Origin of the sequence: Faecalibacterium prausnitzii (genome assembly GCF_003324185.1) — a bacterium.
Classification (GTDB): domain Bacteria; phylum Bacillota; class Clostridia; order Oscillospirales; family Ruminococcaceae; genus Faecalibacterium; species Faecalibacterium prausnitzii.
Genome location: NZ_PXUP01000002.1, coordinates 87,498 through 113,375, shown reverse-complemented (window position 1 = coordinate 113,375; position 25,878 = coordinate 87,498). Strand labels below are relative to the sequence as shown.

General features: G+C 57.7%; 28 protein-coding genes. 5 read left to right on the top strand and 23 right to left on the bottom strand.

Going from position 1 to position 25,878, the window contains the following annotated elements:
* Nucleotides 1–54: 54 nt before the first annotated feature.
* From tsf to C7J97_RS01835, 4 genes are all read right to left on the bottom strand, one after another.
* Nucleotides 55–978: a translation elongation factor Ts gene (gene tsf / locus C7J97_RS01850; protein ID WP_015538474.1), complete on the bottom strand. Its 924-nt coding sequence runs from the start codon at nt 976–978 to the stop codon at nt 55–57.
* A 48-nt stretch (nt 979–1,026) separates the two neighbouring features.
* Nucleotides 1,027–1,749 (bottom strand): 30S ribosomal protein S2, encoded by a 723-nt coding sequence (gene rpsB / locus C7J97_RS01845; RefSeq protein ID WP_015538473.1) that lies wholly within the window; start codon nt 1,747–1,749, stop codon nt 1,027–1,029.
* Nucleotides 1,750–1,950: 201 nt separating this feature from the next.
* Entirely contained in the window at nt 1,951–3,888 is a 1,938-nt protein-coding gene (locus C7J97_RS01840; protein ID WP_113991876.1) for an LTA synthase family protein, read from the bottom strand.
* Nucleotides 3,889–4,043: 155 nt separating this feature from the next.
* The gene (locus C7J97_RS01835; protein WP_423240991.1) at nt 4,044–4,364 is read right to left on the bottom strand and encodes a PRC-barrel domain-containing protein; all 321 of its coding nucleotides are present in this window, start codon (nt 4,362–4,364) and stop codon (nt 4,044–4,046) included.
* 109 nt (nt 4,365–4,473) lie between these two features.
* On the opposite strand from C7J97_RS01835, the gene C7J97_RS01830 reads away from it, so the two are divergent.
* Nucleotides 4,474–5,088 carry an HAD family hydrolase gene (locus C7J97_RS01830; protein WP_113991875.1) on the top strand — a complete coding sequence of 205 codons (615 nt, stop codon included), beginning with the start codon at nt 4,474–4,476 and terminating at the stop codon, nt 5,086–5,088.
* A gap of 75 nt (nt 5,089–5,163) precedes the next feature.
* On the opposite strand, the gene C7J97_RS01825 is transcribed toward C7J97_RS01830, so the two are convergent.
* The 10 genes from C7J97_RS01825 to C7J97_RS01780 all read right to left on the bottom strand — a co-directional run bounded on the left by C7J97_RS01825 (nt 5,164) and on the right by C7J97_RS01780 (nt 14,862).
* Nucleotides 5,164–5,322, bottom strand: coding sequence for a hypothetical protein (locus tag C7J97_RS01825; protein ID WP_015538470.1), 159 nt, complete (start codon nt 5,320–5,322; stop codon nt 5,164–5,166).
* A gap of 57 nt (nt 5,323–5,379) precedes the next feature.
* Nucleotides 5,380–5,802: a flavodoxin gene (locus C7J97_RS01820; RefSeq protein ID WP_113991874.1), complete on the bottom strand. Its 423-nt coding sequence runs from the start codon at nt 5,800–5,802 to the stop codon at nt 5,380–5,382.
* A 207-nt stretch (nt 5,803–6,009) separates the two neighbouring features.
* On the bottom strand, nt 6,010–6,765 hold the full coding sequence (locus C7J97_RS01815; protein ID WP_242983411.1) for a heparan-alpha-glucosaminide N-acetyltransferase: 756 nt from the start codon (nt 6,763–6,765) through the stop codon (nt 6,010–6,012).
* Between the two features lie 28 nt (nt 6,766–6,793).
* Nucleotides 6,794–8,017: a peptidase U32 family protein gene (locus tag C7J97_RS01810; protein ID WP_113991873.1), complete on the bottom strand. Its 1,224-nt coding sequence runs from the start codon at nt 8,015–8,017 to the stop codon at nt 6,794–6,796.
* Nucleotides 8,018–8,098: 81 nt separating this feature from the next.
* A complete protein-coding gene (gene mltG, locus C7J97_RS01805) occupies nt 8,099–9,241 on the bottom strand; it encodes an endolytic transglycosylase MltG (protein WP_113991872.1) in 1,143 nt (380 codons plus the stop codon).
* Nucleotides 9,242–9,257: 16 nt separating this feature from the next.
* Nucleotides 9,258–10,070 carry a hypothetical protein gene (locus tag C7J97_RS01800; RefSeq protein WP_097783918.1) on the bottom strand — a complete coding sequence of 271 codons (813 nt, stop codon included), beginning with the start codon at nt 10,068–10,070 and terminating at the stop codon, nt 9,258–9,260.
* 35 nt (nt 10,071–10,105) lie between these two features.
* Nucleotides 10,106–10,777, bottom strand: coding sequence for a dTMP kinase (locus C7J97_RS01795; protein WP_113991871.1), 672 nt, complete (start codon nt 10,775–10,777; stop codon nt 10,106–10,108).
* A complete protein-coding gene (gene thyX / locus C7J97_RS01790; RefSeq protein WP_113991870.1) occupies nt 10,774–11,553 on the bottom strand; it encodes an FAD-dependent thymidylate synthase in 780 nt (259 codons plus the stop codon). The genes C7J97_RS01795 and thyX overlap by 4 nt, the downstream gene beginning before the upstream one ends.
* A gap of 4 nt (nt 11,554–11,557) precedes the next feature.
* A complete protein-coding gene (locus C7J97_RS01785) occupies nt 11,558–14,236 on the bottom strand; it encodes an ATP-dependent helicase (protein ID WP_113991869.1) in 2,679 nt (892 codons plus the stop codon).
* An 83-nt stretch (nt 14,237–14,319) separates the two neighbouring features.
* A complete protein-coding gene (locus C7J97_RS01780) occupies nt 14,320–14,862 on the bottom strand; it encodes a GNAT family N-acetyltransferase (protein WP_113991868.1) in 543 nt (180 codons plus the stop codon).
* Between the two features lie 176 nt (nt 14,863–15,038).
* On the opposite strand from C7J97_RS01780, the gene C7J97_RS01775 reads away from it, so the two are divergent.
* Genes C7J97_RS01775 through C7J97_RS01765 form a run of 3 tightly spaced genes read left to right on the top strand, consistent with a single transcriptional unit; the run spans nt 15,039 to nt 17,192 of the window.
* Nucleotides 15,039–15,794, top strand: coding sequence for a GntR family transcriptional regulator (locus C7J97_RS01775; protein WP_113991867.1), 756 nt, complete (start codon nt 15,039–15,041; stop codon nt 15,792–15,794).
* A 17-nt stretch (nt 15,795–15,811) separates the two neighbouring features.
* Nucleotides 15,812–16,753, top strand: a complete 942-nt coding sequence (gene pyrB, locus C7J97_RS01770) for an aspartate carbamoyltransferase (RefSeq protein WP_015538463.1) — start codon at nt 15,812–15,814, stop codon at nt 16,751–16,753.
* 1 nt (nt 16,754) lies between these two features.
* Nucleotides 16,755–17,192, top strand: a complete 438-nt coding sequence (locus tag C7J97_RS01765) for an aspartate carbamoyltransferase regulatory subunit (protein ID WP_005926098.1) — start codon at nt 16,755–16,757, stop codon at nt 17,190–17,192.
* 615 nt (nt 17,193–17,807) lie between these two features.
* On the opposite strand, the gene C7J97_RS01760 is transcribed toward C7J97_RS01765, so the two are convergent.
* From C7J97_RS01760 to C7J97_RS01720, 9 genes are all read right to left on the bottom strand, one after another.
* Nucleotides 17,808–19,100 carry a sensor histidine kinase gene (locus C7J97_RS01760; protein ID WP_113991866.1) on the bottom strand — a complete coding sequence of 431 codons (1,293 nt, stop codon included), beginning with the start codon at nt 19,098–19,100 and terminating at the stop codon, nt 17,808–17,810.
* Entirely contained in the window at nt 19,093–19,815 is a 723-nt protein-coding gene (locus C7J97_RS01755; protein WP_005926107.1) for a LytR/AlgR family response regulator transcription factor, read from the bottom strand. The genes C7J97_RS01760 and C7J97_RS01755 overlap by 8 nt, the downstream gene beginning before the upstream one ends.
* Nucleotides 19,816–19,950: 135 nt before the next feature.
* Nucleotides 19,951–21,321 carry a sodium-dependent transporter gene (locus C7J97_RS01750; protein WP_005926109.1) on the bottom strand — a complete coding sequence of 457 codons (1,371 nt, stop codon included), beginning with the start codon at nt 21,319–21,321 and terminating at the stop codon, nt 19,951–19,953.
* A gap of 14 nt (nt 21,322–21,335) precedes the next feature.
* Entirely contained in the window at nt 21,336–22,163 is an 828-nt protein-coding gene (locus C7J97_RS01745; protein ID WP_005926111.1) for a pseudouridine synthase, read from the bottom strand.
* Between the two features lie 130 nt (nt 22,164–22,293).
* Complete coding sequence (gene ytfJ, locus C7J97_RS01740) at nt 22,294–22,698, bottom strand: GerW family sporulation protein (RefSeq protein WP_005926114.1); 405 nt, start codon at nt 22,696–22,698, stop codon at nt 22,294–22,296.
* Nucleotides 22,699–22,777: 79 nt separating this feature from the next.
* On the bottom strand, nt 22,778–23,506 hold the full coding sequence (locus tag C7J97_RS01735; RefSeq protein WP_113991865.1) for a DUF2953 domain-containing protein: 729 nt from the start codon (nt 23,504–23,506) through the stop codon (nt 22,778–22,780).
* Between the two features lie 3 nt (nt 23,507–23,509).
* Nucleotides 23,510–24,055 carry an SMC-Scp complex subunit ScpB gene (scpB, locus tag C7J97_RS01730; RefSeq protein ID WP_113991864.1) on the bottom strand — a complete coding sequence of 182 codons (546 nt, stop codon included), beginning with the start codon at nt 24,053–24,055 and terminating at the stop codon, nt 23,510–23,512.
* Entirely contained in the window at nt 24,052–24,774 is a 723-nt protein-coding gene (locus C7J97_RS01725; protein ID WP_097783908.1) for a segregation and condensation protein A, read from the bottom strand. Before C7J97_RS01725 ends, scpB begins: the two co-directional genes overlap by 4 nt.
* The gene (locus C7J97_RS01720) at nt 24,775–25,449 is read right to left on the bottom strand and encodes a site-2 protease family protein (RefSeq protein WP_113991863.1); all 675 of its coding nucleotides are present in this window, start codon (nt 25,447–25,449) and stop codon (nt 24,775–24,777) included.
* A 193-nt stretch (nt 25,450–25,642) separates the two neighbouring features.
* Here C7J97_RS01720 and rpmB point away from each other — a divergent pair, with 193 nt between their 5' ends.
* Complete coding sequence (gene rpmB / locus C7J97_RS01715; protein ID WP_080545321.1) at nt 25,643–25,831, top strand: 50S ribosomal protein L28; 189 nt, start codon at nt 25,643–25,645, stop codon at nt 25,829–25,831.
* Nucleotides 25,832–25,878: the final 47 nt, after the last annotated feature.

The window sequence follows — 25,878 nt, the reverse complement described above, 5'->3', positions numbered from 1 at the left end:
CGCAGCCCCCTGTTACAGGTACTACGGCTCCCCTTTTGTCTTTGGAAGTTTAAATTACTTCACCATGCTTGCAACTTCAGATGCGAAGTCGTCAGCACGCTTCTCCAGACCCTCGCCCTTGACAAAGCGGGCGAACTTGACAATCTTGATCTCGCCGCCCAGATCCTTAGCGACCTTAGCGGTGTACTGAGCAACGGTCAGGTCGCCGTCCTTGACGAACTCCTGATCGACCAGGCAGTTCTCCTTGAAGAACTTCTTGATCTTGCCCTGGATCATCTTCTCCTTCACAGCCTCAGGCTTGTTAGCGGTCTTGGGATCCTGAGCCATCTGAGCCAGCATGATCTCCTTCTCCTTAGCCACGACCTCGGCGGGGACAGAAGCCTCGTCGACGTAGCCGGGGTTAGCAGCAGCGACCTGCATAGCGATGTCCTTGCCGTAAGCAACGAACTCGTCCTTTGCATCGATGTCGTTGGTGGTCTCGAAGTTGACCAGAATGCCGTGGGTGCCGCCGCCGTGGACGTATGCAGAGCAGACGCCCTCGTAACGGGTGAAGCGGCGAACCTTGATGTTCTCCTTGATGACCAGGATCAGGTTCTTCAGAGCCTCGTCAACAGTCTCGCCAGCCTCGGTCTTGCAAGCCATCAGAGCCTCGACATCAGCGGGGTTCTGCTTCATGATGACCTTGGTGGCCTCCTTGACGAAGTCAACGAACTTGTCGTTCTTGGCAACGAAGTCGGTCTCAGCGTTGACCTCGATGACAACACCGACCTTGCAAGCGGGGCAGTAGTCAGCGTAGACCATACCCTCGGCAGCAACGCGGCTTGCCTTCTTGGCGGCGGTAGCCAGACCACGCTCGCGCAGGATCTCGATTGCCTTCTCGAAGTTGCCGTCAGCCTCGGTCAGAGCCTTCTTGCACTCCATCATGCCGCAGTCGGTCTGCTTGCGCAGTTCCATAACGTCCTTTGCAGAAATAGCCATTTTTGTTTTCTCCCTTACACGTTATTTGATTGGTTGCGGAATGGGAAATCAGGCGTTTGCTGCGTCCTCGGCGGGAGCGGCCTCCTGGTTGCCCTGCTTGCCTTCCAGCACAGCGTCAGCCATAGCGCCGGCGATCAGCTTGACAGCGCGGATAGCGTCGTCGTTGCCGGGGATCACGTAGTCGATCTCATCGGGGTTGCAGTTGGTATCGACAATAGCAACGATGGGGATGTTCAGCTTGCGAGCCTCGGCAACAGCGATGCGCTCCTTGTGAGGATCAACGATGAACATAGCCTTCGGCAGGGTCTTCATGTTCTTGACGCCGCCCAGGTACTTGTCCAGCTTCTCCATCTCCAGCTCCAGCTTAGCCACTTCCTTCTTGGGCAGCAGCTCGAAGGTGCCGTTCTCCTTCATCTTAGCCAGCTGATCCATACGGTCGATACGCTTACGGATGGTGCGGAAGTTGGTCATCATGCCACCCAGCCAACGAGCGTTGACGTAGTGCATGCCGCAGCGCAGAGCCTCGTCACGGATGGACTCCTGAGCCTGCTTCTTGGTGCCGACGAACAGGATGTCGCCGCCCTCAGCTGCAACTTCCTTCACGTAGTTGTATGCCTCGTCCAGCTTCTTCACGGTCTTCTGCAGGTCAATGATATAGATACCATTGCGCTCGGTGAAGATGTACTTAGCCATCTTGGGGTTCCAGCGGCGGGTCTGGTGACCGAAGTGCACACCTGCCTCGAGAAGCTGCTTCATAGAAACGACTGCCATAATAAAATACCTCCAGATATTGTTTTGCCTCCGCACACCGTGATCTGCACAGTACATCGGGTACCGGCGGACTGCCCTCAACCCAAAAGGGCACAAAAGAGCATAGTGATGCGTGTGTAATGCTTTGTTATAATAGCACAAAAAGAATGCGGTTGCAAGTAGTTTTCTCTGTTTTGTATAAAGAAACTCTCACTTTTTCTCTTATTTGCCCGTATTCATCCCGCTCAGGCCTGCAACACCCATGCGGTTGAGGGCGTATCCCTTGCCGAACATCAGGTCGTATTGCAGCATCCAGTGCTCGTTTGTCCAGCGCTGCTGGAACTCCGTGGGCTGCTGGGTGGTGGTGCCGTCCAGATTCATGGTAGTGCCGCGGGTGCAGCTGCGGCTGGCGACCCGCAGCTGCCGGTTGAGGAACTGGAAGTACAGCGGCTGCTCCAGCCCGAACAGTTCCATCATCACCGGAGAGATATCGTAAGCGGCAATGGTGCCAAGATCCACCTGCTGCTGGCTGTAATTCGACCACATCAGCAGCGTGGTCTGGTGCAGACGGGGGTCGGTGCTGGAGCCGCTTGCATAACCGGTAGTGGTGTAGACATCGTAGTTGGAATCGATGGGGTTATAATGGTCGCCCCAGAACACCAGAATAACCGGCTCGTCCACCTGAGAAAAATACGCCGTCAGCTTGCCCAGCATCGCGTCTGCATCCCGGATGCCGGTAGCGAAATCTTCCAGCGCACCCACGGTGCTGCTCTTGAGCCCCACCGGATGGGATACGACGTGCACCCGCTCGTCGTCCGGGTAGTTGTCTCTATTATAATTGGTATGGTTCTGCATGGTGACCGCGTGCAGGAAGATGGGCTTATCAGAGGAAGTGCTCATCTTTTCGTACTGCTGAATGATCTGGTCGGCCATAGAGTCATCGGTCACAAGGCCGCTGGTCCAGTAGTGCTTGCGCACCTTGGTAACGCCGTGCATATCTTCCAGACTGATAAAATCACTGAAACCGAGGTTGGGATACGCCTTATCGCGGCTCCAGTATTTTGCCCAGAAGCAGTGCACCGCAGCGGTCTGATAGCCCTTGAGTTTGAGGTAATTGGGCAGGGCGAACATGGGCTTTGTGACGTGCTGCTGGTAGGGCTTGCTGCCGCTGGGCAGGAAGGACACCGAGTAGCCGGTCAGGGCTTCAAATTCCACATCACAGGTGCCGCCGCCAAAGCTAGGGCTGTAGGCTCTGCCGTAGGCACTGGTCTGCTGCAGAGCATGAAGATTCTGCGATACATCGGTATCAAAGGTGATGCCGTACTGCTCTAACTCCGAAACATCCCAGTAGGACTCGTCCATCACATAAATAATGGTAGGCTGCTTTGCCTGCTCCTCCTTGGGGGTGGTGGTGGCATAGCTGCCTGCATACATGGGGCCGGTGGAGAATTTCTCACTCTCGGCCACGTTATCCAGAATATCGTCCACCGCCTGCTCCGAGTAGCCCTCGGGCTTGTCGATCTCCAGATTGGTGAGGTTGGTCATAAAACCGGTAAGTACACCGTAGTAACGATAGTAGCGGTCCTGCATCCATGCATCCGGCGTGATGCCCAAAACCTGCGTGACTGCGGGCTGTAAGTAAACGCCGAAGATCAGCAGACACAGCGCCGCCGCCGAAGCACCGGTGCCCGCAAGCCTTGGCAGCCAGCGCTGGCGCAGCCGCCCGCGGTAAACAAAGAAGCTTGCCACCGTAAGCGCCAGCACCAGCACAATGGAGACCACCATGCTGGTCTGCAGCTTGAGCCCGGCAGCAGAGGCCACACCGGCAGCTTCGGACACCTGCATCAGATCCCACGGCAGAAAGGGCTCGCCCCGCAGCTGCATGGTGTAAAAGTTCACCGCACAGGGCGCACAGCCCAGAACGGCCATGCCCAGCGTGGCAAGCGGCGGGATGCGCAGCACCCAGTCCAGCAGTTCCCACACCAGAAACAGCAGCAGCCATGCCAGCAGGTATGCCCCGAAATGGGGAAAAATAAAGCTGATAAAGGTATCAGCGGTCAGCGACCCGCGCGCGATCCACTCACCCAGCAGCAGTACGATAAAGGAAGCTGCCACCGGGAAGAGCATCCGCAGGGTCAACAGCGGTTTGGATGTTTTCATAGTTGATATCCCTTTCCACGTCCCGAACCCTATTTTCAAAGTGGCTGTGCTATTTGCACAAGCCTTTCGTGCCTATTATAGTCACTTTGCCGAAAATGTCCATTCATGATTTTACAAAAATTAGTGTTTGATTTTTCAAAATATTCCCCTATTTTTCACAGACCCAGCTTAGCACGCAGCTGCTGCCAGAAGCCGTGCGGTGCTGCCGGTGCTTTTGGCAAGGCGGTATGCACCAGAATGGCGTCCGTGCCGATGGTCTCGATCTCCCTCCAAGGGATGGTCAGACTCTCATCCCGACCCAGCAGACCAAAAAAACGCGGCCTGCCCAGCAAGATCAGGCTTTGCAGTTGCGCCGTTGCGGGGTCAAACTCCAGATCATCCGCGCGGCCAAGGCACATCCCCTGCTCCAACTGAACGACCTCTTTCTCGCACAGTTCCCGGATCGTCACGGCACTCTCCCCTTTCTGCCACAGCATACGCCGGGGCGGCATTTTCTATGCCAAAGGGGTGGAAAGCACCCGCCCGGTTGTGGTATACTATGGAAAACATCTGAGAAAAACATCCAATACAAGCGAGGCAGCAGTTATGTATAAAAGCATTATTTTTGATATCGGCGGTGTGCTGGTGGATTTTGACCCCAAGGCGTACCTTGTAGACCGGCTGTGCAACGCCGAGATGGAGGAGAAGGTCTACGATTTGACCTTTGGCAGCGAGGAGTGGCAGCTGCTGGACGCGGGCAAGCTTTCCCGCTATGACGGCAACCAGCGTATGCTGGAGCACGCCCACGCCGAGGGCTGCGCCTTTGAGGTGCAGGGCGTTCTGGACGACTGGATGCACATTCTGCGCCCGCGTCTGCGGATGCTGGAGCTGGTGCGGCGGCTGAAGAGCCACGGCTATTGCGTGTATTACCTGAGCAACATCCCGCAGGATGTGCTGGAATTGCTGATCGAACGCGGCGTGCTGGCTCAGTTTGACGGCGGCGTAGCCTCCTGTGAGGTACAGGTGAACAAGCCCGACCCGCAGATCTACAAAGCTCTGCTGAAGAAGTATCAGCTGAAGGCCAGCGAGTGCGTATTTATCGACGACAGACTGGAAAACGTGCAGGCCGCCTTTGCGCTGGGCTTTGCCGGTATCCAGATGAAAGACAGTGTAGGCACGCTGATCCGCAGCCTTGCCACCTGTAACGTGACGCTGCGCTGAGCATTGATACTGTAAAACGCAGCAGCCCCTGCCGGAAAGCCGTTCCGGCAGGGGCTGCTTTGCGTTGGTAGGAACTTACTTTTCTTCGTAGCTCTGGCAGTAGTGCGGGGTCTCCACCTGCTGGGTGGTGCAGCTGCACTGCTCCGTCACCTTGATCTGCGGCAGATCACATTTGCAGCCGTCCACATTGTGGCAGCACGCGCAGACATCACAGGTCACGCCGATGTTTTCCATGCTTATCACCTCTTTGTCCATAGGTTACCCTGTGGAGCAAGGGTTTATACATGGATTTTACCAAGCAGCCAGATCTGCGCCCAGCTTACGGCAGGCAGCCTGCACATCATCATCGGGCGTTTCGTTGCAGATGAGGCCTTCCTCGCTGAACAGCTGTGCGCCGTCGTCCTGTGCGCGCTGCGCCCAATCGCGCATCCACTGACCGTCACCCCAGCCGTAGGAGCCGAACAGTGCGATCTTTTTGCCGTTCAGAGAGCCTTCCAGCGCAGCAAACATAGGCTCGAACTCGCTCTCCTCCAGCTGCTCTGCACCCATAGCCGGGCAGCCAAAGGCCACCACATCAAACTCTGCCAGCTTTGCGGGGGTCATCTCGGCGCAGGACACGATGGTGCCGTTGGCACCTGCGCCCTCGGCGATGCAGCTTGCCATGGTCTCGGTGTTGCCGGTTGCGCTCCAAAATACGATTGCTACTTTGCTCATAAAACTCTACCTCTTTCTCTGCGTAGTTAGTTTAGAATAACTTCATGTTCTGTAAAAATGCGTCCGTGTTTCATGACGCATTTTGCGGTTAGTATTTTCTAACCGTCAACAGGATACCACAGCCCTGCCCTGCTTGTCAAGACGTTCGTGCAATGTTTGCACGGTGCAACAATCCCGCCTTTCTCAAAAGTGCATGAAGCGTGTATTTCAGCCGCCTAATACGCGGAAAACTACCAACAGCACCCCGTAGATGACCGGCTGGTGCAGCAGATACAACAGCAGCGAGTGCCGCCCAAGCCAGCCAAGCGGCGGGCAGACCGAGCGGCGCAAGGGCTCCATGCGCTGCCGCCCTACAATGCCGCAGAGAAAGTACCCTGCCCAGAACAGAAACAGCCACGGCAGAAGGGCAAAATAATCCGTAGAATAGAACCACAACGGATAAAAGCCAAAGTACGCAGTAGCGTAATTTACATATAGTGTCTGCGGCAGCCAGAGGCGCAGACTGCCAAAACCCAGATAGCCTGCCGAAACATTGCGGGTAAGGGCGAACAGCACTGCGGAGATAGCAAACCCTGCTGCGGGTGGAATGCGCCGCAGCGGCTTTTCCAAAAGGCCGGTCAGCAGCATGGCGCTGCCCAGCAGGGTCAGCACACCAAAAACGACCCTGTCCTCCGGCATAAAAAGCAGCGTGACCGCTGTGACCAGCGCCCCTGCCCCGAACACCTGTGCGCCCCGGCGCAAGGTATGATGCCCCAGTTGCACACAGAAGCCGGACAACAGAATAAACACCCAACAGATGCTCTGCTGCCACAGATGCCCGGGCAGACCATAATACCAGTCGGCCTGAATGCCGAAGAGATTGACCAGATCCCAGCAGCCGTGATAGAGCATCATACTGACCAGATCCAGCCCACGCAGCTCGTCCAGAAGGGCGTAGCGGCCAGAAGTATTACTATACTTCACGGCGGTTTCCTTCCTTTTTGTCACGCTGTTACACCGTTTTCCGGCGCAGCAGGCTCATGGGCGGCAGTTCCGGGGTGGGCATAGTGTATTTTTCCATGGCGTGAGGCGTACTTTCCACCCGCTCCCCTGCTTCGTTCTCGATCCATTCCGGGGTAAGCGGGATGCTGCGTCCGTCCGGGCACAGCGCCTCCAGCGTATCCCCAAGGCTCCATTTGCCGCGCTGCTGGCAGTGGGCGATGCCGTTTTCCCAGCTGTCCACCGTGCCCACGAACTCCCACTCGCGGATGTAGGTGGCGCTGTCGGTGGCCTGTTTGGCCTGTTCGCGGCCGAAATAGAAGCCAGGAGAGTAGTGCCGGTGGCTGGTGCGGGTAAGCTCTGCGTACACCTCCGGCGGCAGTTCAAAGTTATCGTTTGTCGGGTCGGCCAGATAGGCGTCCAGTGCCTTGCGGTAGGCAGCGGTAACACTGGCCACATAGTAGAAGGTCTTGGCACGGCCTTCGATCTTCAGGCTGTCCACACCCGCCTTGCAGATCAAGTCGATGAAGGGCGCGGTGCACATATCGTTGGCGTTAAGGATATAACTGCCGTTCTCGTTTTCACCGATCTCGTACAGCTGGCCGGGGCGGGTCTCCTCGCTCAGGTAATACTTCCAGCGGCAGGGCTGGGCGCACTGGCCGCGGTTGGCGTCGCGCCCGGCCATATAGTTGGACAGCAGACACCGGCCGGACACGCTCATGCACATAGCACCGTGCACAAAGGCTTCGATCTCCAGCTCCGGCGGGGTCTTATCGCGCAGGATGGCAATATCCTGCAAGGTCATCTCCCGGGCCAGCACCACCCGCTTTGCGCCCATTTTGTAGGCGGCGCGGGCGGCTGCCCAGTTGGTGATGCCGGTCTGGGTGGAAAGATGCACGTCAATGTCCGGGGCAAAGGTCTTGCAGGCGTCCAGCACACCAAGGTCTGCCACGATAAAGGCATCCACACCGGCCTTGGCGGCTTCCTTGATGGCCTCCGGCAGGCGGTCGGCCTCCTCGTTGGTGGGCAAGGTGTTCATGGTCAAGTAGACCTTGCGACCACGGGCGTGGGCGTAGATGACGCTTTCCGCCAGCTGCTCCGGGGTGAAATTAGCCGGGGCAGAGCGCATGCCAAACTCCGGCAGACCGCAGTAAACAGCATCGGCACCGTAGTTGATGGCATAACGCAGACGTTCCGCATCGCCCGCCGGGGCAAGCAGTTCCGGGATCTGTAACATTTGTAGGTTCCTCTCTTATGTATCACAGTTTTTAACTGGAAATGAGCCGCTGCACCGTGTTTTTTGTGCAGCGGCCTTTCCTTAGTTTTTCAGGCTTTTGTTCACAGCTGCGGCAGTTTTGCAGTTGGCATTGTGCTCTGCCAGCGTGTGGGCGTAGTAGTAATTGCCCTTGAGGTCGGTCACAAAGAAGTAAGCGTCCTTGGCTTCCTCATCGGACTGCGGCTCCAATGCCGCCTTGATAGCGGCAAGGCCGGGGTTTGAGATGGGGCCAGCGGGCAGACCGGTGCAGCTGTAAGTGTCGTAGGCTGCAAGGATATTTTCCGGGATATCGTCCCAACCGCCGTAGTAGGGTGCGACCCAGTTCCAGAGATAGTTGTTGTCGGCGTCGCTCTGGATATGGCTGGAGGTGTTGCTTTGCAGCCGGGGATAGGGCGAGCCCTCCGCCAGACGGTTGCGAAACACCTGCGCCACGTTGGAGTCCTGACTGTTGCCCGCTTCCTCCTGCACAAAGGAGGCAAGGGTGACCAGCTCCGGCAGGGTCATGTCCTGCTTTTTGAGCGCTGCGTACATTTCCTTGGTAAATTGTGCATCGAACTGGGCGTAGAAGGTAGCCACATAGTTGTGCACCGTATCGTCCTTCAAAAACTCGTAGGTCTCCGGGAAAAGATAGCCCTCGCACTTCATAAAGCGGTTCGGGGCATCCTTATCCTCCGGGACATACTGCCAGAAGGTATAAGCGCTGAAATCGCCCTCGTTGGCTTCCTTCAAAAACTCCTCGGCGGTGCACAGACCGGCGGATTCCATCTTTTGGGCGATGGCAATGGCCGTGGTGCCCTCCGGGATGGTCACCCGCACCGTTTCTGCCTTGGCGTACTGGGAAAGGGTGGCAATGATCGCGTCGTAGGAAATCGCACTGGTCTGCAAGACAAAATCGCCGTACTGCAGCTTTGCGGCAGCGCCCTTTTGTCCCACATACCAGCGAAACAGGTAGGCAGAGCGGATGACGCCTGCATCCTTGAGCTTGTTGGCGATCGCCGCTACGCCGCTGCCCTGCGGGATGCTTACAGTCACCTCTGTGCTGCCGGGTGCACCATTGCCGTGGATCTCATTGTAGGCAAAGTGCACCGCTGCACCTACTGCCAGAAGAAGCAGCAGAAGCACTACCAGCAGAATTTTGCCTGCGCCGCCCTTTTTGCGGGCTGCGTGTGTATCGTTGTGTGCCATACGCACCTTCCTTTTTTCAGTTTTCCAGCATCAGACGCAGATAGCTTTCGCTTACGTCAAAAGGCTCTGCGTCAAAGCGGATCATGCCGTATTCCTGCCGGGTGCCCTCGCCCAGAAACAGCGGCTGGGCAGCGCCTACCGTGATGACCGCCTTTTCCACGATGACTTCCTTCTCGCGGGCGGCTTCCATCAGGATCTCGGCGGCGCGGTCGCTGTCGGCCATCATCTCCACAAAATACAGGGTATCCTCCTTGCGGAAGTAGATGCCGTAGCCATGTTCGTTGGACACGATGGTAGCGCCCCGGGCGTACAGCTCCTGCAACACCACCGCCATGCGTTCCGGGCTCAGCTGCACGGTATCCTTCCAGAACTGTTCCCGCAGCTCGCACAGCTTTTTGGCCGTTACCGTGTCAAATTCCGCCTGGCTCCACAGGTTGCGGCTCACCTCGCGGGGCAGACAACGCAGGGCAAAAGCCTTTGCAAAGCCTTTATCCTGCAGCAAAGCAGCCTGTGCTGCATCTGCCGGGACTGTCACGGTAAAGCCTGCGCCCCGCAGCTTTTGGTGGGCGCACAGGGTATCCAGCAGACCCGCCAGCAGCAGACTGCCCTCGCCGCACAGGCACAGGTAATTGCCCGTGCGCCCCTGCAGGGTGACCGGCACAGCCAGCGCAGCCGCCACGATGGCGTCGTTTTCATCGGCCACATAAATGTTCTGCATACCGGCAAAGCGTTCCAGTACCATTTTTGCAAAATCTTCGGTATCATGATGCTGGCTCTGCCACAAAGCCAGCACTGCCGCCTCATCGGACGGCTGCATCAGACGATACATCGTTCAGGATGCCCCCTCTTATCATATTTTATCGTTCAGCCCAGTGTTTTCCGAGCAAGCTGCTGTACCTCTTGCTGGATATCTTCAATGCTGCGCATGGCGTCCCCGCTGGTGCAGTGCACGGTATCCCAGCCAAGATGCCGGGCGCAGAACTCGGCAGCAGCGCGGCTGCGCGCCAGATAAGCCGTATCCTTTTCGTGCACGTCCTTTTTGCTCTCGTCGCCGTGGTAGCGCTGGGTCATCAGCCGCTGGCTGACCGCCGGGTCTACCTGCAAATAGATGACCCTGTCCGGTGCGGGCAGTCCCAGCAGACGGAACTCGTAATCAAACAGCCAGTGCAGATATTCCTCCCACTGCTCCTGCGGAAGCTTCGAGCACTGGTGCACCGCGTTGGAGGTGGTGTAGCGGTCGGCGATGATCACACCGCCCTGCTCGTAAAAGCTGCCCCAGCTGGTTTTATAGCTGGCATAGCGGTCCACCGCGTAAAAGCTGGAAGCCGCGTAGGCGTTTACATCGTCCGGGTGCTGGCCGAACTGCCCTGCCAGATACATCTTGACCAGCGCACTGGAATCGCTGGCATAATCCGGAAAGGTGATCTTCTGCACCGGCACGCCCTGCGCGGCAAGGTGCTCTGACAAGAGCTTTGCCTGTGTGGCTTTGCCGCTTCCGTCCAGCCCTTCCAGCACGATCAGTTTTCCCTTGCTCATACGACGGCACCTTCTTTAATGGCGGCATATTTTGCGCGCACCTCAGCGGTCTTACCGCAGCACATCTTGCCCTCCGGGCAGGGGCCGCACAGGCAGGCGGGGCCGGCCTTGGCAAAGATATGGGGTGCCACCGGGTACACCAGCGTGAACATCTTTTCAGCCAGTTCCCGGATCTCCCACTGGGCGCGGTTGCAGCAGCGCAGCTGGAAGAAGTTCATCAGGCTGCGGGCGTTCATGGTGACCACCATTTTGGTCTCGCAGGCGTTGGGCAACACAAAGCGGGCGTCCTCGTTGGCCTGTTTAGAAGCCTTGGCGCGTGCCTGCTTTTCCGGCATTCCCTCAGCCATCAGGCGGGCGGTGTGCCCCTCCTCCAGCTTGTGGGCAAGGTCGAGATAACGCTGGGCGTCCTCCTCCATGCTGGCAAGGAAAGCCGCCTTTGCTTCCGGGATAGCCTCGATCTCCGGGGGCGTCACATAGCGAAAATCATCCAGACGCACATAGCGCTGGCTCTGCACGCTGAAGGATGCGATGCGGTGCCGGGTGATCTGGGCAAGCAGAGTGCGGCTGACCCCCTCGATGCCAAAGGTAAAGCTGGCGTGCTCGATGGGACTGGCATGGCCAAGGTCGCTGAGCATGGTCAGGAATTTTGCAGTTTTTTCCTCGTCCAGACCGTCCAGAAGGTCAGTGATGTGGGCGTCGGAATAGCAGAGCTTTGCGGCAGCCGCCACCACCTTTTCCGGTTCCGGGGTGTGGGCGATCAAACGAACAGTCATCATAGGGTCATTCTTCCTCCGTAATCTTGGTCAGGGGCGCAAAATTGGCCATCGTTTTCTTGATGCCAACTTTTTCAAAGTTGATCTCTACGATCTGATCCCCGGCAGCGGGCTTTACTTTCAGCACCGTGCCGCGGCCGAACACTTTGTGCTCCACGATGTCGCCCGGCTCATAGTGCTTTGAACCGGAAGCCGCCGGTTTTACGGCAGAATTTACCGTAAAGGCTGTTTGCTTTACAGTATTTTTTGTCGCATTTCCGCCGGAATATGCGGAGCCAAATCCGCCGCTTCTTGTGGTCGGCTGGGTGGAGCTGTTGCCATAGTGGCTGCCAAAGCCGGTGGAAGATGTGCTTCTTCCGCCGTAAGAGGAGCCGAAACCACGGCTTTCACCGGCGTTATATTCCCGATTCAGGTAGCCGCTGCGGTTGCCCGAACTGTAACCCGAGCCATAACCGCCGCCGTAGCTGCTGCGGCTGTAACCGGAGGGGCCGGAGTAACCGGATGCTCCACCGGGCACGGTATCGCTGTAACCAGAGCCCCAGCCGCCCATGCGGGAACGCTGTTCCAGCACCGGGCTGCGAGTTTCCTCGATATACTCCGGCTCGATCTCACGCAGAAAGCGGCTGGGCTCGTTGCGTTGGGTTCGTCCGTACAGCATCCGGGTGACACTGTTGGAGATGTACAGTTCCTTTTTGGCGCGGGTGATGCCAACGTAAGCCAGACGGCGTTCCTCTTCCAGATCTGCTTCGGAGTATTTGCTCATCTCGCTGGGGAAAACGCCCTCCTCCATGCCGATGAGGAACACATAGGGGAACTCCAAGCCCTTGGCAGAGTGGATGGTCATCAGTACCACCTGATCGCTGCTTTCGTTGTAGCTGTCGATATCGCTGATGAGGGCGATATCCTCCAGATAGCCCTCCAGCGTGGCTTCCTCGCCGTGTTGGTCACAGTAGTTTTTGACGTTGTTCACCAACTGACCCAAGTTCTGCAGACGGTCGGCGGCATCCTCGTGCCCCTTGGCGGCGTCTGCTTCCAGCATGGCCTTGTAGCCGGTCAGTTCAATGACATCGGAGGCAAACTCGTCCAGTGTGCGGGTGGCAAGAGAATCCTGCAAACGCTGGTAGATCTGCCAAAACTTGAGCAGCGGCATCACCGCGCGGGAGAGCTTAGCGTACTGGTCGGCATGACTGATGACATCCAGCATACTGACGCCCTGCTGCCCGGCAAGGTCTGCAATGACATCCACGGTGGTAGCACCGATCTTGCGGGCAGGCTCGTTGATGATACGGCGCAGCCGCACATCGTCCCGGGGGTTGGCCACAATGGACATATAGGAGTGAATGTCCTTGACCTCCTTGCGGTCGTTGAAGCGCTGCCCGCCCACGATCTTATGCGGGATGCCCGCGCGGGTGAAGTAGCTTTCGATGGGAGCCGACTGGGCGTTCATACGGTAGAGAATGGCGTGGTCTGCCAGATGCCCGCCCTCCTTCAGGTGCTGACCGATGACATCCGCGATATGGCTGGCTTCGTCCTGCTCATTCTCGGCGGTATACACCTGCACCTTATCACCCTCGCCGTTGTCCGTCCACAGGGTCTTGCCCTTGCGCTCGGTGTTATGCTGGATGACGCAGTTGGCTGCGTTGAGGATATTGGAGGTGGAGCGGTAGTTCTGCTCCAGACGGATGGTCTTGGTGCCGGGATAGAGCTTTTCAAAGTTGAGGATATTTTCAATGGTAGCGCCGCGGAAGCGGTAGATGCTCTGGTCGTCGTCGCCCACCACGCAAATGTTGCGCTCCGGCCCGGTGAGCAGACTGACCAGACGGAACTGCGCCACGCTGGTATCCTGATACTCGTCCACCAGCAGGTAGCGGTACTTGTTCTGGTAGAACTCCCGTACATCCGGGTGTTCAGCCAACAGCTGCACGGTCTGGTAGATGAGGTCGTCAAAATCGAACGCACCGGCCTCTTTTAGCTTTTTCTCGTAAGCTGCGTAGATGCGGGCGGTCTGGGCGCTCTTCACGTCTCTGGCGTGGTCTGCAAGTGCCTGCTCCGGGCTGACCAGCTGATCCTTCCAGCGGCTCATCTGGTTGATGGCGGCCTTGATGGGCAGGAATTTATCATCGATGCTCAGCTCTTTATATACGGTTTTCATTACACGCTGGGCATCGTCTGTATCATAGATGGTAAAGCTGCGGGGGTAGCCGATCTCTTCGGCCCAGCGGCGCAGAATGCGCACACAGGCCGAGTGGAAGGTGGAGGCGAACACTTCGTCCCCTTCCTCGCCGCCCAGCATCCGGCGCAGACGCTCTTTCAGCTCCCCTGCCGCCTTGTTGGTAAAGGTAATGGCCATCACGTTCCAGCTGCGCACCGCGTTCTGGCGCAGCATCCCGTCCAGCCAGCTGGGGGCATCGGTGCCGGTCATGATGGCGGTACGCAGAGCCTTGACGTCCTCCTCGGTCACCGGGCGGGGCGTTTCTTTGGAGCCGTGCGCCGAGCCGAACCGGATAAGGTTGGCGATGCGGTTGACCAGCACGGTGGTCTTACCGCTGCCGGCACCGGCAAGGATGAGCAGCGGGCCATCCGTGGTAAACACAGCCTGCCGCTGCATATCGTTCAGGCGGCCGAATTGCTTTTCAATGTAAGTATCACGCAGGGTGCAGAATTCCTGCCCGAGAGATGCTGCCATGGTTTCACCTGTTTCCTTCGCTGTTATTCATACCGTATAGTATAACACATTTCGAAATAGTTGTACACCAAAACTGCATAGAGTTACAGCTGCTTTTCCAGCAGATAGCGGTCGTAGCCGCCGTACATCTCCCGACGGCAGCGGATGACGAAGCCGCCGGCCTGTGCGTTGTGCAGGCTATAACTGTTATCCGGGCTGACGGTAGCGCCCAGATGAGTGATCTGTGGCGGCAGCAGCGGCAGAGCCGCTTCCAGCATGGCGCGCTGCAAGCCGTTGCCCCGCCAGTCCGGGTGCACTACTGCGCTGTCTGCGTTGGCCCAGTGCTGCCACTGACTTTGCGGCACGCCCAGAAAGGCAGCGTAGTTTTCATCGCTTTGCCCGCACAGGCGCAGGATGAGGTAGGCCCCCAGCCGCCCCTGCTGCCACGCACCGATACACACCCCGGTGCGCAGATAATCCGCGATATTTTCCAGCGTATCCGGCACGAACTGCTCCGGGTGCGGCATGGCGGCGCGCACTTCGTTTTGCAGCGCGAACACCGCCGGTGCCTCGGCAGGGGTGCAGCGCCGAAGGGTAACGGTCTGCCGGGCGGGCCGGCCGCCTACTTTTTGCAGAAAATAGTCCATCTGTACTATGCCCTCCAAAATAAAATCGTACTTTTCAGCAGATTCCAGTATAAATGACGCTTTTCTAAATGTCAAATTATGCTATAATAAGAGAGAAGGGGCTGTGGAGGAATCCTCCCGGCCCGTTTGTATGAAGTTCGGGGCGGCATTGCCGCCCGGAAACGGAGGAACCATCCATGAAAGATCCCGCACTGGCATCGTCCAGCCGCTTGGGCGGCGCTGTGATCAGCGACCGCGTTGTTGCAAGCCTGCTGGAGGAGCTGACCAACGGGCGCTATGCCCAAGCCGACCGCCTGCCCGCCGAGGTAGACCTTGCCACCGAGTTGGGGGTAAGCCGCACCGTGATCCGTGACGCGCTGAGCGAGATGGAGCGCGCCGGTTATGTGGAACGGGTGCGCGGCATTGGCACGGTAGTGAACCGTGCTGTGCTGGGGCTGCGCAGCCGTTTGGACCAGAAGCTGGAGTACTACCCGCTGATCCGCAGCTTTGGCAGCTACCCCCATGCAGATGGCATTCAGGTGATGCTTCTTCGTGCAGGCGAGGAGATGGCCCACGCGCTGGCGCTGGAAGTCGGCGATGAGGTGATCTGCATCAAAAAGCGTATCCTTGCCGATACCACCCCGGTGATCTACTCCATCGACTACCTGCCCCGCAGCCTGTTCGGCAACCGGGACTACACCCGTATCGACCTGACCGGCGACATCTTTGAAATTTTGGAGCAGGAGTGCCACCAGCAGATCTCTTCCAACGTGGCGCACCTGAAGGCCAGCTGCGGCGACGAGGCCATCCGTGTAGCCATGCGTCTTGCCCCGGGCGAGGCCATGCTGCTGCTGGACGAGGTATGTTTCAATCGTTTGTGCAGGCCGGTGATGCGCTCGCTGAGCTACTACACAAACTTTTTTGATTTTTCCATTTTACGCAAACTGCTTTAAACGGAGGTATCTTATTTATGCGTCACCTGATCGATCCTTTGGATCTCACCCAGCAGGAAATCACACAGCTGCTTGATCTTGCCGACCGTATCTGCGCCGACCCTGCTGCCTATCAGGAGGTAGCCAACCATAAAAAGCTGGCCACCTTGTTCTACGAGCCCTCCACCCGCACCCGCCTGTCCTTTGAGGCGGCTATGCTGAACTTGGGCGGCCATGTACTGGGCTTCCCCAGCGAGAACGTGTCCAGCGCCACCAAGGGCGAGAGCGTGGCCGACACCATCCGGGTGGTGTCCTGCTATGCCGATATCGTTGCCATGCGCCACCCCAAGGAGGGCGCACCGCTGCGTGCCTCCCGCTACTCCCGCATTCCGGTGATCAACGCCGGTGACGGCGGCCACCAGCACCCCACCCAGACCCTGACCGACCTGATGACCATCCGCCGCCGCATGGGCAGGCTGGATAACCTGACCATTGGTCTGTGCGGCGATCTGAAGTTTGGCCGCACCGTCCACTCCCTGCTCAAGACCATGGCGCGCTGCAAGAATGTGCGCTTTGTGCTGATCAGCCCGGAGGAACTGCGGGTGCCGGATTATATCATCAACGACGTGCTGGAGGCCAACGGCATCCCCTACAAGGAGACCCGCAGTCTGGAGGAATCCATGCCGGAGCTGGATATCCTGTATATGACCCGCGTGCAGAAGGAGCGCTTCTTCAACGAGGAGGACTATATCCGCCTGAAGAACAGCTATGTGCTGACCCGCGAAAAGATGGCGCAGGCCAAGCCCACCATGGCGGTGTTGCACCCCCTGCCCCGTGTGAACGAGATCGCGCTGGACGTGGACGACGACCCGCGCGCCGCTTATTTTGAACAGGTGCAGAACGGCGTTTACGTCCGCATGGCACTGATTATGACCCTGCTGGGGCTTGCAGACCCCAAAGCACCGAAGGAGGAGAACTGATATGTTGAATATTGACGAGATTCAGAACGGTATTGTCATCGACCACATCAAGGCAGGTACTGCCGTTGGTCTGATGGATCTGCTGGGCATTGCGGGCAACCGCACTGCCAGCGTGGCGCTGATCCAGAACGCCCGCAGCAAAAAGACGGCCAGCGGCCGCAAGGACATCATCAAGGTAGAGGGCGATGCCTCCTGGCTGAACCTGGATGTGCTGGCTTATCTGGACCCGAACATCAGCGTGACCATTATTGAAAACGGCAAGGCTGTCCGCAAGGAGCAGCCCAAGCCCCCCAAGCGTCTGGTGAACATTGTACGCTGCAAGAACCCCCGCTGCATCTCCAGCATTGAAGAAGAATGCGACCAGATCTTTGAGCTGAGCTCCAACGGCAAGTACCGCTGCATCTACTGCGAGCAGGAATTGCAGGTAAAACCGGAATAACTGCGTTTTTGCTAAAGGCATCGCATTTTAGTTTTGTAGAACAGTCAAGCCTGCGGGCTTGGCTGTTTTACTTTTTCATGGGAGGGACGCAGAGGGAAACCGCAGCTGCCGCGCTGGTTTTCTACCGAAACAGTCGCGCGGCGGGTCGGCTTTCTGCTGACTGGCAGATACGATGATTTAATAGATAAAAAGGACTGCTATACTGGGCAAAACCCATGTACAGCAGTCCTTTTTGGTGCAAAAGAAAACTGACGGGACTCTTTGCAGCGCACGACACCCCGGCTTGCCTATGTCATTCCCGTACAGCAGGCAGCGCCGGAATTGCGACGCATCGAGAAACTTTATCGACTGCAACCCCCAAAAGGCCCGCCGCAGAAAGTCCCGTCAGCAAGGTACTGTGCATTCCTGCACAGCCCAAAAAAGCAAAGGTAGGCAGCCTGCTTACACGCACCGCAGGCTGTTTTTCCATCCAGCAACAAAGCTCTTAAAAAGAGGGGTGTAACCCTCCCACCGCAACGTGACCATGTCCGCACGGAAGGCTTCCTTTACTGACCACAGTATAGCAGAGTTACGCTTCTGTTGCACAAAAATTGTCATATTCTGACGGTGCAGATGTCATGAATTGCCGGTGGGCACCGCACAGGTAAAGCGGAACCAATTGTCCCGGCAGCTCAGGGTATACTCCGCGCCGTGGCGCAGCAGAACGTCCCGCACGTTGGAAAGCCCCATGCCGTGGCCGGGCTCCTTGCGGGTGGTGCGGGGCAACTGCCCATCCGGCGGCAGCTCCACATCCCGTTGCACCCGGTTGCGCACCGAGAGAAGATATTCCTCCTCCGTTTTGCGCACTCGCACGTAGACCTCCGGCGGGTACGCCTGCGCTGCGGCACAGATGGCGTTATCCAGCAGATTTGCCAGCACGGTGACCATATCCACCCCGCTCAAGGGGAAATCCCGCAGGTCGCAAAGGTCAAAATACACGCTTACGCCCTGCCGGGTGGCTTCCTCGTATTTGCGGGTCAGGATGGAGTCCAACAGCGGGTTGTGGGTGTCCATAATGGTAGTGCTGGCCGCCACAGCCTTATCCACACCGGCAATATAGTCCTGCGCACCGGCCACATCTCCCTGTGCCAGCAAGGCACGCAACGCACTGATGTGGTTGGTGAACTCATGGGTCAGACGGCGCTGGGCAGTGTAGGAATCCAGCAGAGCCGAAGCCCGCTGCTGCTCCAGTTCGGCCTGAAAATGCAGGCTGCGCCGTTGCATGACCTGATCGTTGAACATAGCCACGATACACAGATGCACCATGACGGCCACCGTAAGCCCCACTGTCATCCCCATTGTGGCCATGGTGGCCCTTTTGTTGTTATCTGTGAGCATAAGCAGGATGTTCAGCACCACGACCACGCCCGGAAAAAAGCTCATGGTCAGCGCCTGCAAAGGCTCCAGTGCATTGCGCCTGCGCCACTTGCTTACCAAAAAGGCCACAGCTGCGCCCACCACCAAATTTGCCACCGCTATGATGATCAGACAGTCTGCGCGTTGGATAACCTGCTGCAGTTCACACTTCAGTATCCACGATATGACATACCGCATACTGTTTTCGACCAACAGGCACATGGTACCGTTGATCAGGCAGGCGGTAAACTTTTGCCCCGGCGTGCCGCCAAACAGCATGACGGTGATGAACAGAAAAAGGATCGTGAGAGCCACTGCCCTCGGCGTAAAAAAGCCAAAGTTGTACACGACCGAGAGGGTCATCGTGAGCATGGTTATAACTCCGGACCACACCAGAGGGTGCTTTACCCTGCCCTTGCCAAGGTAAGCATATTCCACCATGATAAAGCCGAGCCATTGGGTCAGGCAGACCCAGTGGCCGTACATATACCAGCGCCAGAATTCTTCATTCATCACCGAACTGCCCCTTCCATTCCAGCCATGCGCTGCGGATGGCTGTATAGTACTGTCGGCTGACGCTCAGTTCTACCCCGCTGCGCAGCTCCACCTTATAGTTGCGGATGGAGCGCACATATTGCAGATTGACCACATCGCTGCGCCCTACCTGCAAAAAGCCGTTTTCGTACAGCATGGCGGGCAGATCAGCGATCTTGCCGTAAAAGGTGCAGATGGGCTGGTGCGGAATATCGCCGTAGACGTTGATCTGCCGCAGATCGCTTTCCAGATAATAGATCTGATCCAGCGGAATCTCACTGGTGGTGCGGTTATGGTGCACCTCCAGCGTTTTTCGGGGGTCGGACATGCCGGAAAAAATATCCTCCAGACAGCTGGGCAGCTGGGCGGCAATATCCCGCTTGAGTAGGTAGCGGTAAGCGTTGACCGTGTAGCCCTGCGGGGCAAATTCCAGATAAGCCGAAATGTACACCAGCACGATATCCGGGGCGACCTGCCGCAGCTTGCGTCCCAGTGCAATGCCGTCGGTGGTTTTCAGGTCTACATCCAGAAACGCCAGCTGGTAGCGTTCCAGCTCCGGGGTAGCCAGCAGCTGCTCGCCGCTGGTGCAGACGGTGCTCTGCACCTGAATCTCCCGGGCGCGGAACCATTCCGAGATGTACTCGTCCATCTGTGCAGCGAAGGCCGCATCATCGTCACAGACCAGAATGTGCATGGGTGTGTTTCCTCCTTTTTGAATACAAAAAAGCATATAGCAGTGTTTCCCGCCGGGAGAAGCACCCTATATGCTTTTATATTACACTTGTTCCGCCTGTTCGTCAATCAAAGACGGAGCAGACGCTGGGATCACTTATGCAAGGAATTTGTCGTAGAGACCAAATGCAAAGATGAACACCACGATGAGCGGCAGCACATAAGTCAGGTAGCCGCGCATCCAGTCCTGCACCTTGAGACCCTTGCCGGTGTTGACCTCTTTTTTGTAGTTCTGCCAGCCCCAGCCGTAGCGGGTAACGCAGAACAGCAGATATACCAGGCTGCCCAGCGGCAGGAAGAGGTTGCTGACCAGAAAGTCCTCTACATCCAGCACAGCACCGCCGAACACTGCAAAGCCATCCCATGCCCACAGGTTATAGCCCAGCACACAGGGCATGGACAGCAGGATGATGAGCACAAGGTTCACCAGACTGGACTTTTTGCGGCTGCAGCCAGTCAGTTCCATGCCACAGCAGATGATATTCTCGAACACTGCCAGCACGGTGGACATGGCTGCAAACGCCATGAACAAAAAGAACAGGCTGCCCCACAGCCGCCCCATGGACATATTGGCAAAGATGTTGGGCAGGGTGATAAAGATAAGGCTGGGGCCGCTGGTCTGGTCCACATGGTAGGTAAAGCAGGCCGGGAAGATGATCAGACCGGCGGTAATGGCTACAAAGGTATCCAGCACCACAATGCGGACAGATTCGCCCAGCAGGGAATGTTCCTTGCCGATATAGCTGCCGAAGATGGACATGGCGCCGATGCCAAGGCTCAGGGTGAAGAAGGCCTGATTCATAGCGGAGACCAGTGTGTTGACCACGCCCACCTCCTGCATCCGGGCAAAGTCCGGCACAAGGAAGAAGGAAAGGCCTTCCTTTGCCCCGGGCATGAACAGGCTGTTGACGGCAAGCACCACCATAATGAGGAGCAGGGCGATCATCATGCCCTTAGTCACGCGCTCCAGACCGCTTTGCAGACCCTTGGCGCACACCAGAATGCTCACTACCACCACAAATACCATCCAGAAGGTCATAGTAGCGGGGCTGGCCAGCATTTCGGTAAACTTACCGGCCACCTGCTCGGCGTTGAGCCCCGCCAGTTTGCCGACGGCGGTCATGTAGAAATAGTGCAGCATCCAGCCCGCTACGGTGGTGTAGAACATCATCAGCAGGTAGCAGCCGATGAGGGTGAAGTAGCCGTGGATGTGCCACTTCTGCCCCGGCTTTTCCAGTGCCTGATACGCCCGCACCGGGCTTTTGCGGGAGGCGCGTCCCACGGCGAATTCCATGGTCATGATAGGCAGACCCAGAATGACCAGAAAGATCAGGTAGAACAGTACAAAAGCGCCGCCGCCGCCCTGCCCTGCAATATACGGAAACTTCCACACGTTGCCGATGCCGATGGCACAGCCTGCGGAAAGCAGAATAAAGCCCAGACGGGATTTCAGAGTTTCTCGTTCCATGATCCGATAACTCCTTACTTCTGCTTCCGGGGTGCGTTTTTGCCCACGGGGCCGCGAGGACGGCGCTCGGCAGCCTTGGACTGCTGCGCAGCAGAACGGGTCTGTGCACGACCCTTGACCGCTGCGGCACGCAGACCGTTCACCTCGGCCTTAGTCAGCTCGCGGTAGGTACCGGGCTTGAGCATTCCCAGCTTGACCACACCCTCGGCGTTGCGCTTCAGGCGCACCACCTCAAGACCCACACTCTCGCACATCCGGCGGATCTCGCGGTTCTTGCCCTCTTTCAGGGTCATTTCCATCACGGTGCGGCCAGGCTCGTCAGTGACCACATTGATGGCACAGGGCATGGTCTTGGTGCCATCGTCCAGCACGACGCCGCTGCTCAGCTTGAGGATGGTGGCCTCGTCGGCGCGGGGCTGCACGGTAACGCGGTACAGCTTGGAGATGCCGCCGGACGGATGAGTGACGGCCTGTGCAAAGGCACCGTCGTTGGTCATCAGCAGCAGACCCTCGCTGTCCTTATCCAAGCGGCCCACCGGATACAGGCGGGCGGGGATGTCGCTGACCAAGTCCATCACAGTCTTGCGGCCCAGCTCATCGCTGGCGGTGGTCACATAGCCACGGGGCTTGTACAGCGCCAGATAATACAGCTGCTGGTTCTTTTGGATGTAGATGCGCTCGTCATCCACATGGAGCACGTCACGGTTGGGGTCCATCTTGTCGCCCACCTTAACCGGGTGGCCGTTCACCTTGACGCGACCCTCGGCAATGATCTGCTCGGCGGCGCGACGGGAGCACAGACCCTGCTCGGCCATGATCTTTTGAATACGTTCTTCTGCCATAATATTACTCCTTGTGCGCCTCACGGCGCTCAAAACGCGCACCGCTCCCCTGCTTTTGCGGGGCACGGTGCGCGGCTATATAGACCGCAGACCAAAAGATCTGCGGCTGCGGCTTGATTTGTATAAAAGGTTACTCTGCCTTGGGCTCCTCTGCAGGTGCCTTGGCGTCCTTTTTGACCAGAGTGGTAAGCTTTTCTACCAGCTCGGGCAGCATAGTCAGGGCACGGTCGATGCTGTTGGAGCTATCCGACAGCTGGATGGTGCGCACGCAGCCATCCTTGATGACCAGAAATGCCACCGGCTGAATGTTGACACCGGCACCGGAGCCGCCGCCGAACAGATCCTTGTTGGCAGCGTTCTTGCCGTTAAAATCGGTACCGCCGGAAGCGAAGCCGAAGCTCACCTTGGACACCGGCAGGATGGTGATGCCATCCTCGGTGGTGATGGGCTTGCCGATAATGGTGTTGGAGTCCACCATCTGGTGAATTTTCTCCATCGTAACGTTCATCAGGCCCTGAATAGGATGCTCTGCCATAAAACAACTCTCCTTTATTCATCCGTGCAGGCAGCAGGCCGCCGGAAAGCATTCTGATATAGATTTAGTGTACCACACTTTATATAAAGATGTCCAATACTTTTTTGCGCCAGAACTCGTACAGCACCCGCACGGCGGCGATAACGATGAACAGCGCCTGTGCGCTGACCCGGAAGGACACCTTGTCCTGCACAGTAGGCTGGGCGCTGCCGAAGTCCGGCAGAACGCGCAGCTGGTCAAATTCCAGAAAGAAAAAGTGGTCCAGCACGCCAAGGGTCGGGTACAGCCACGCCTGCAGCTTGCCGTAATTGCGGGCAGCTGCGGCGGGGTCGTCCCCGCGCACGCCAAGGCAGACCGAGATCTTTGTAAAGCGGACGGCACCAAACACTGCCCGCAGCAGCGTACCCACGCCCCGCAGCATGGTGCAGATCACATCCAGCGTGATCTTTGCCTTTTGGCGGGGCGGCTTTTCGGCTTTAGGCTTTGCGGGCTGCGCAGCCTTTTTTTCAGCTTTTTTGCGCTTACGCTCCGCACGCCATGCGCGGAATTTTGCTTTCAGTCTGCCGGTAAAGCCCTTGGGCTCCTCCGGCTGGGCGGGAGGTTCCGGCTTTGGGTATTGGAACACCGGAAAAGTGATGCCCAGTGCCCCGGCTTTTACGGTAAGGGTATCATTTTCCCAGCAGACATCCGCGCAGAAGGGGCACAGCAACAACAGCGCTGCAAGCACCAACAAAATCAGCAGCAGGATGCCCACCACCTTGAGGATGAACAGCAGACAAGCGCCCACTGCGGAAAGAACCATGCCCATGGATCAGCCCTCACTTTCGGTCGGATCATCTGCCGGTGCGTCGCTGTGCACCGGCGGCAGGTCTGCCAGACTGGACAGGCCGAACACACGCAAAAAGGTATCGGTGGTGCGGAAGCTGACCGGGCGACCCGGCAGATCCAGACGTCCGGCTTCCTCGATGAGCCCCTTTTCCAGCAGACCGGACACGCTGGAGGAGGAATCCACACCGCGCACCTGCTCAATAAAGGCGCGGGACACCGGCTGATTATAGGCGATGACGGTCAAGGTCTCCATGGCCGCAGGGCCAAGCGGTACGGCGCGGCGGCTGTCCAGCACGCGGCGCACACAGTCTGCCCACTGGGACTTGGTAGCCAGCTGCCACCGGGTATTCAGATGCAGCAGACACAGGCCGCTGTCCTCCCTCTGATAGCGGGTGTGCAGGGTCTCCAGTGCGGCATCCACGCTGGACTGGGGCAGCTGCACCGCCTGTGCCAGCTTATCGGCACCTATGGGGTCGCCGCAGGCAAAAAGCATGGCCTCCACGGCGGCAAGGATTTGTTTCTGGTTCATGGGTTCTCCTTATTGCGTTCCGGGCGGGTGCGGCGCATGGTCAACGCTCCCCGGTCGTCCAGCGCGATGCGTCCGCCGCGCACCAGTTCCAGCAGCGCCAGAAAGGTAGCTACGTTGGTGCTGCGGCTCTGGCTGCGGGAAAACAGCTGCTCCATTTTTGCCACGGTGCCGCCCAGCATCCGGCGCAGGATGTACACCACCCGGCTGGTGACCGATACCATGGGCGCGGTGACCAGCGGCTCAAACTGCTGCTGGGTGGGCACACGGCGGGTCTTGGTGCGGCCTGCCAACGCCTGCCAGTAGTCCGCCAAGATCTGCGGGGCATGGTGCAATGCGTAGGTGTTATCCCACTCCACTTCCATGGGGCGGCGCACGAATACCGGGGCAGCCTCCCCTTTTGCGCGCAGCAGAGCCGCCATGCGGCGGCACTGGTCGTACTCAATCAGCTGGCCGGTAAGTTCCTGTTTCATGCGCTCGCCCTCTTCGCTGCGGGGCAGCAACAGAAAGCTTTTCATTTCCACCAGATGCGCCGCCATCTCAATGAAGGCGCTGGCGGTCTCGGGGTCAGGGTCAGCCTGCTCCACGGTGCGGGTGTACTGGTCGATCAGCTGCAGGATGGGGATATTGTGCAGGTCCATCTTATGCTTGGCCACCAGAGCCAGCAATAATTCCAGCGGGCCGTCAAAATCTTCCAGATGGAAGGTCAATTCCTCTGCCACTCAGATCACCGCCCCAAGGCTGCTGGCATAAACGGTGTAGGCGATCTTATCAATATACCCGGTGCCTGCGCCCAAAAGCGACCACACTACGTTGTTCAGGTAGTAGAGCGGCACATCCAGAAAGCCGCCCCACACCGCTGCCAGCATGACGATCATGATATATTTTTCGTACCGCATCAGACCAAAGTAGATGCGCTGCGGCAGTACCACCAGCAGAATGCGGCTGCCGTCCAGCGGCGGCACCGGAATCAGGTTGAACACCGCAAGGCTGACGTTCATCAGCACCAGATAGCGCAGGAACATGGCAATGTAAATGGTGGCGTTATTGACCGGTGCCCAATAGTACATTACCTTCCATGCCACCATACCAAGGTAAGCTAGCACAAGGTTTGCCACCGGGCCTGCCAGTGCCGTAAGCGCCATGCCCCACTTGGGGTTTTTGAAGTTGCGGGGGTTGGTGGATACAGGCTTTGCCCAGCCCACGCCTGCAAACACCATGCACAGGGTGCCCAGCAGGTCAAAGTGCGCAAAGGGATTCAGTGAAAGACGCCCCTCGCGTTTGGCGGTGGCATCGCCCAGCAGCCATGCTGCCAGCGCATGGCCGGCCTCGTGGAACGGGATGGCCACCAGCGCCACCAGTGCGCGGATGATATAATAGGTTGCCTGTGTGGTCATGTAAATCTCCTGTCAAAACGAATTTCTTTCTTTATAATACTATTTTTTTGTGTCCTGCACAAGCCCCACAGCACCGGGAATGCAAAAAGCTACAGAAAATTTAAAAAAAGACTTGCTTTTTCTTTGTATCTCTGGTAAAATAGTCAAGCTGATTATTTTGATTCCATACTTCACTGTAGGAGGTGCAATTACCATGGCTAAGTGTGAATGCTGCGGCAAGGGTGTTACCTTTGGTATCAAGGTCTCTCACTCTCATCGCCGTTCCAACCGTACCTGGAAGCCGAATGTCCGTCGTGTCAAGGCGGTCGTGGAGGGCTCTCCCAAGTATGTCTACGCATGCTCCCGTTGCCTGCGCGCTGGCAAAGTTACCCGCGCTGTCTAATTTGGTGTATGTGGCCGGTCACTTTGTCGAGTGGCCGGCTTTTTTAT

Bases quoted from the DNA above. Each gene is read 5' to 3' on its own strand.
- tsf (WP_015538474.1), bottom strand. From the start codon at position 978: ATGGCTATTTCTGCAAAGGACGTTATGGAACTGCGCAAGCAGACCGAC.
- rpsB (WP_015538473.1), bottom strand. From the start codon at position 1,749: ATGGCAGTCGTTTCTATGAAGCAGCTTCTCGAGGCAGGTGTGCACTTC.
- C7J97_RS01840 (WP_113991876.1), bottom strand. From the start codon at position 3,888: ATGAAAACATCCAAACCGCTGTTGACCCTGCGGATGCTCTTCCCGGTG.
- C7J97_RS01835 (WP_423240991.1), bottom strand. From the start codon at position 4,364: ATGCTGTGGCAGAAAGGGGAGAGTGCCGTGACGATCCGGGAACTGTGC.
- C7J97_RS01830 (WP_113991875.1), top strand. From the start codon at position 4,474: ATGTATAAAAGCATTATTTTTGATATCGGCGGTGTGCTGGTGGATTTT.
- C7J97_RS01825 (WP_015538470.1), bottom strand. From the start codon at position 5,322: ATGGAAAACATCGGCGTGACCTGTGATGTCTGCGCGTGCTGCCACAAT.
- C7J97_RS01820 (WP_113991874.1), bottom strand. From the start codon at position 5,802: ATGAGCAAAGTAGCAATCGTATTTTGGAGCGCAACCGGCAACACCGAG.
- C7J97_RS01810 (WP_113991873.1), bottom strand. From the start codon at position 8,017: ATGTTACAGATCCCGGAACTGCTTGCCCCGGCGGGCGATGCGGAACGT.
- mltG (WP_113991872.1), bottom strand. From the start codon at position 9,241: ATGGCACACAACGATACACACGCAGCCCGCAAAAAGGGCGGCGCAGGC.
- C7J97_RS01800 (WP_097783918.1), bottom strand. From the start codon at position 10,070: ATGTATCGTCTGATGCAGCCGTCCGATGAGGCGGCAGTGCTGGCTTTG.
- C7J97_RS01795 (WP_113991871.1), bottom strand. From the start codon at position 10,777: ATGAGCAAGGGAAAACTGATCGTGCTGGAAGGGCTGGACGGAAGCGGC.
- thyX (WP_113991870.1), bottom strand. From the start codon at position 11,553: ATGATGACTGTTCGTTTGATCGCCCACACCCCGGAACCGGAAAAGGTG.
- C7J97_RS01785 (WP_113991869.1), bottom strand. From the start codon at position 14,236: ATGGCAGCATCTCTCGGGCAGGAATTCTGCACCCTGCGTGATACTTAC.
- C7J97_RS01780 (WP_113991868.1), bottom strand. From the start codon at position 14,862: ATGGACTATTTTCTGCAAAAAGTAGGCGGCCGGCCCGCCCGGCAGACC.
- C7J97_RS01775 (WP_113991867.1), top strand. From the start codon at position 15,039: ATGAAAGATCCCGCACTGGCATCGTCCAGCCGCTTGGGCGGCGCTGTG.
- pyrB (WP_015538463.1), top strand. From the start codon at position 15,812: ATGCGTCACCTGATCGATCCTTTGGATCTCACCCAGCAGGAAATCACA.
- C7J97_RS01765 (WP_005926098.1), top strand. From the start codon at position 16,755: ATGTTGAATATTGACGAGATTCAGAACGGTATTGTCATCGACCACATC.
- C7J97_RS01760 (WP_113991866.1), bottom strand. From the start codon at position 19,100: ATGAATGAAGAATTCTGGCGCTGGTATATGTACGGCCACTGGGTCTGC.
- C7J97_RS01755 (WP_005926107.1), bottom strand. From the start codon at position 19,815: ATGCACATTCTGGTCTGTGACGATGATGCGGCCTTCGCTGCACAGATG.
- C7J97_RS01750 (WP_005926109.1), bottom strand. From the start codon at position 21,321: ATGGAACGAGAAACTCTGAAATCCCGTCTGGGCTTTATTCTGCTTTCC.
- C7J97_RS01745 (WP_005926111.1), bottom strand. From the start codon at position 22,163: ATGGCAGAAGAACGTATTCAAAAGATCATGGCCGAGCAGGGTCTGTGC.
- ytfJ (WP_005926114.1), bottom strand. From the start codon at position 22,698: ATGGCAGAGCATCCTATTCAGGGCCTGATGAACGTTACGATGGAGAAA.
- C7J97_RS01735 (WP_113991865.1), bottom strand. From the start codon at position 23,506: ATGGGCATGGTTCTTTCCGCAGTGGGCGCTTGTCTGCTGTTCATCCTC.
- scpB (WP_113991864.1), bottom strand. From the start codon at position 24,055: ATGAACCAGAAACAAATCCTTGCCGCCGTGGAGGCCATGCTTTTTGCC.
- C7J97_RS01720 (WP_113991863.1), bottom strand. From the start codon at position 25,449: ATGACCACACAGGCAACCTATTATATCATCCGCGCACTGGTGGCGCTG.
- rpmB (WP_080545321.1), top strand. From the start codon at position 25,643: ATGGCTAAGTGTGAATGCTGCGGCAAGGGTGTTACCTTTGGTATCAAG.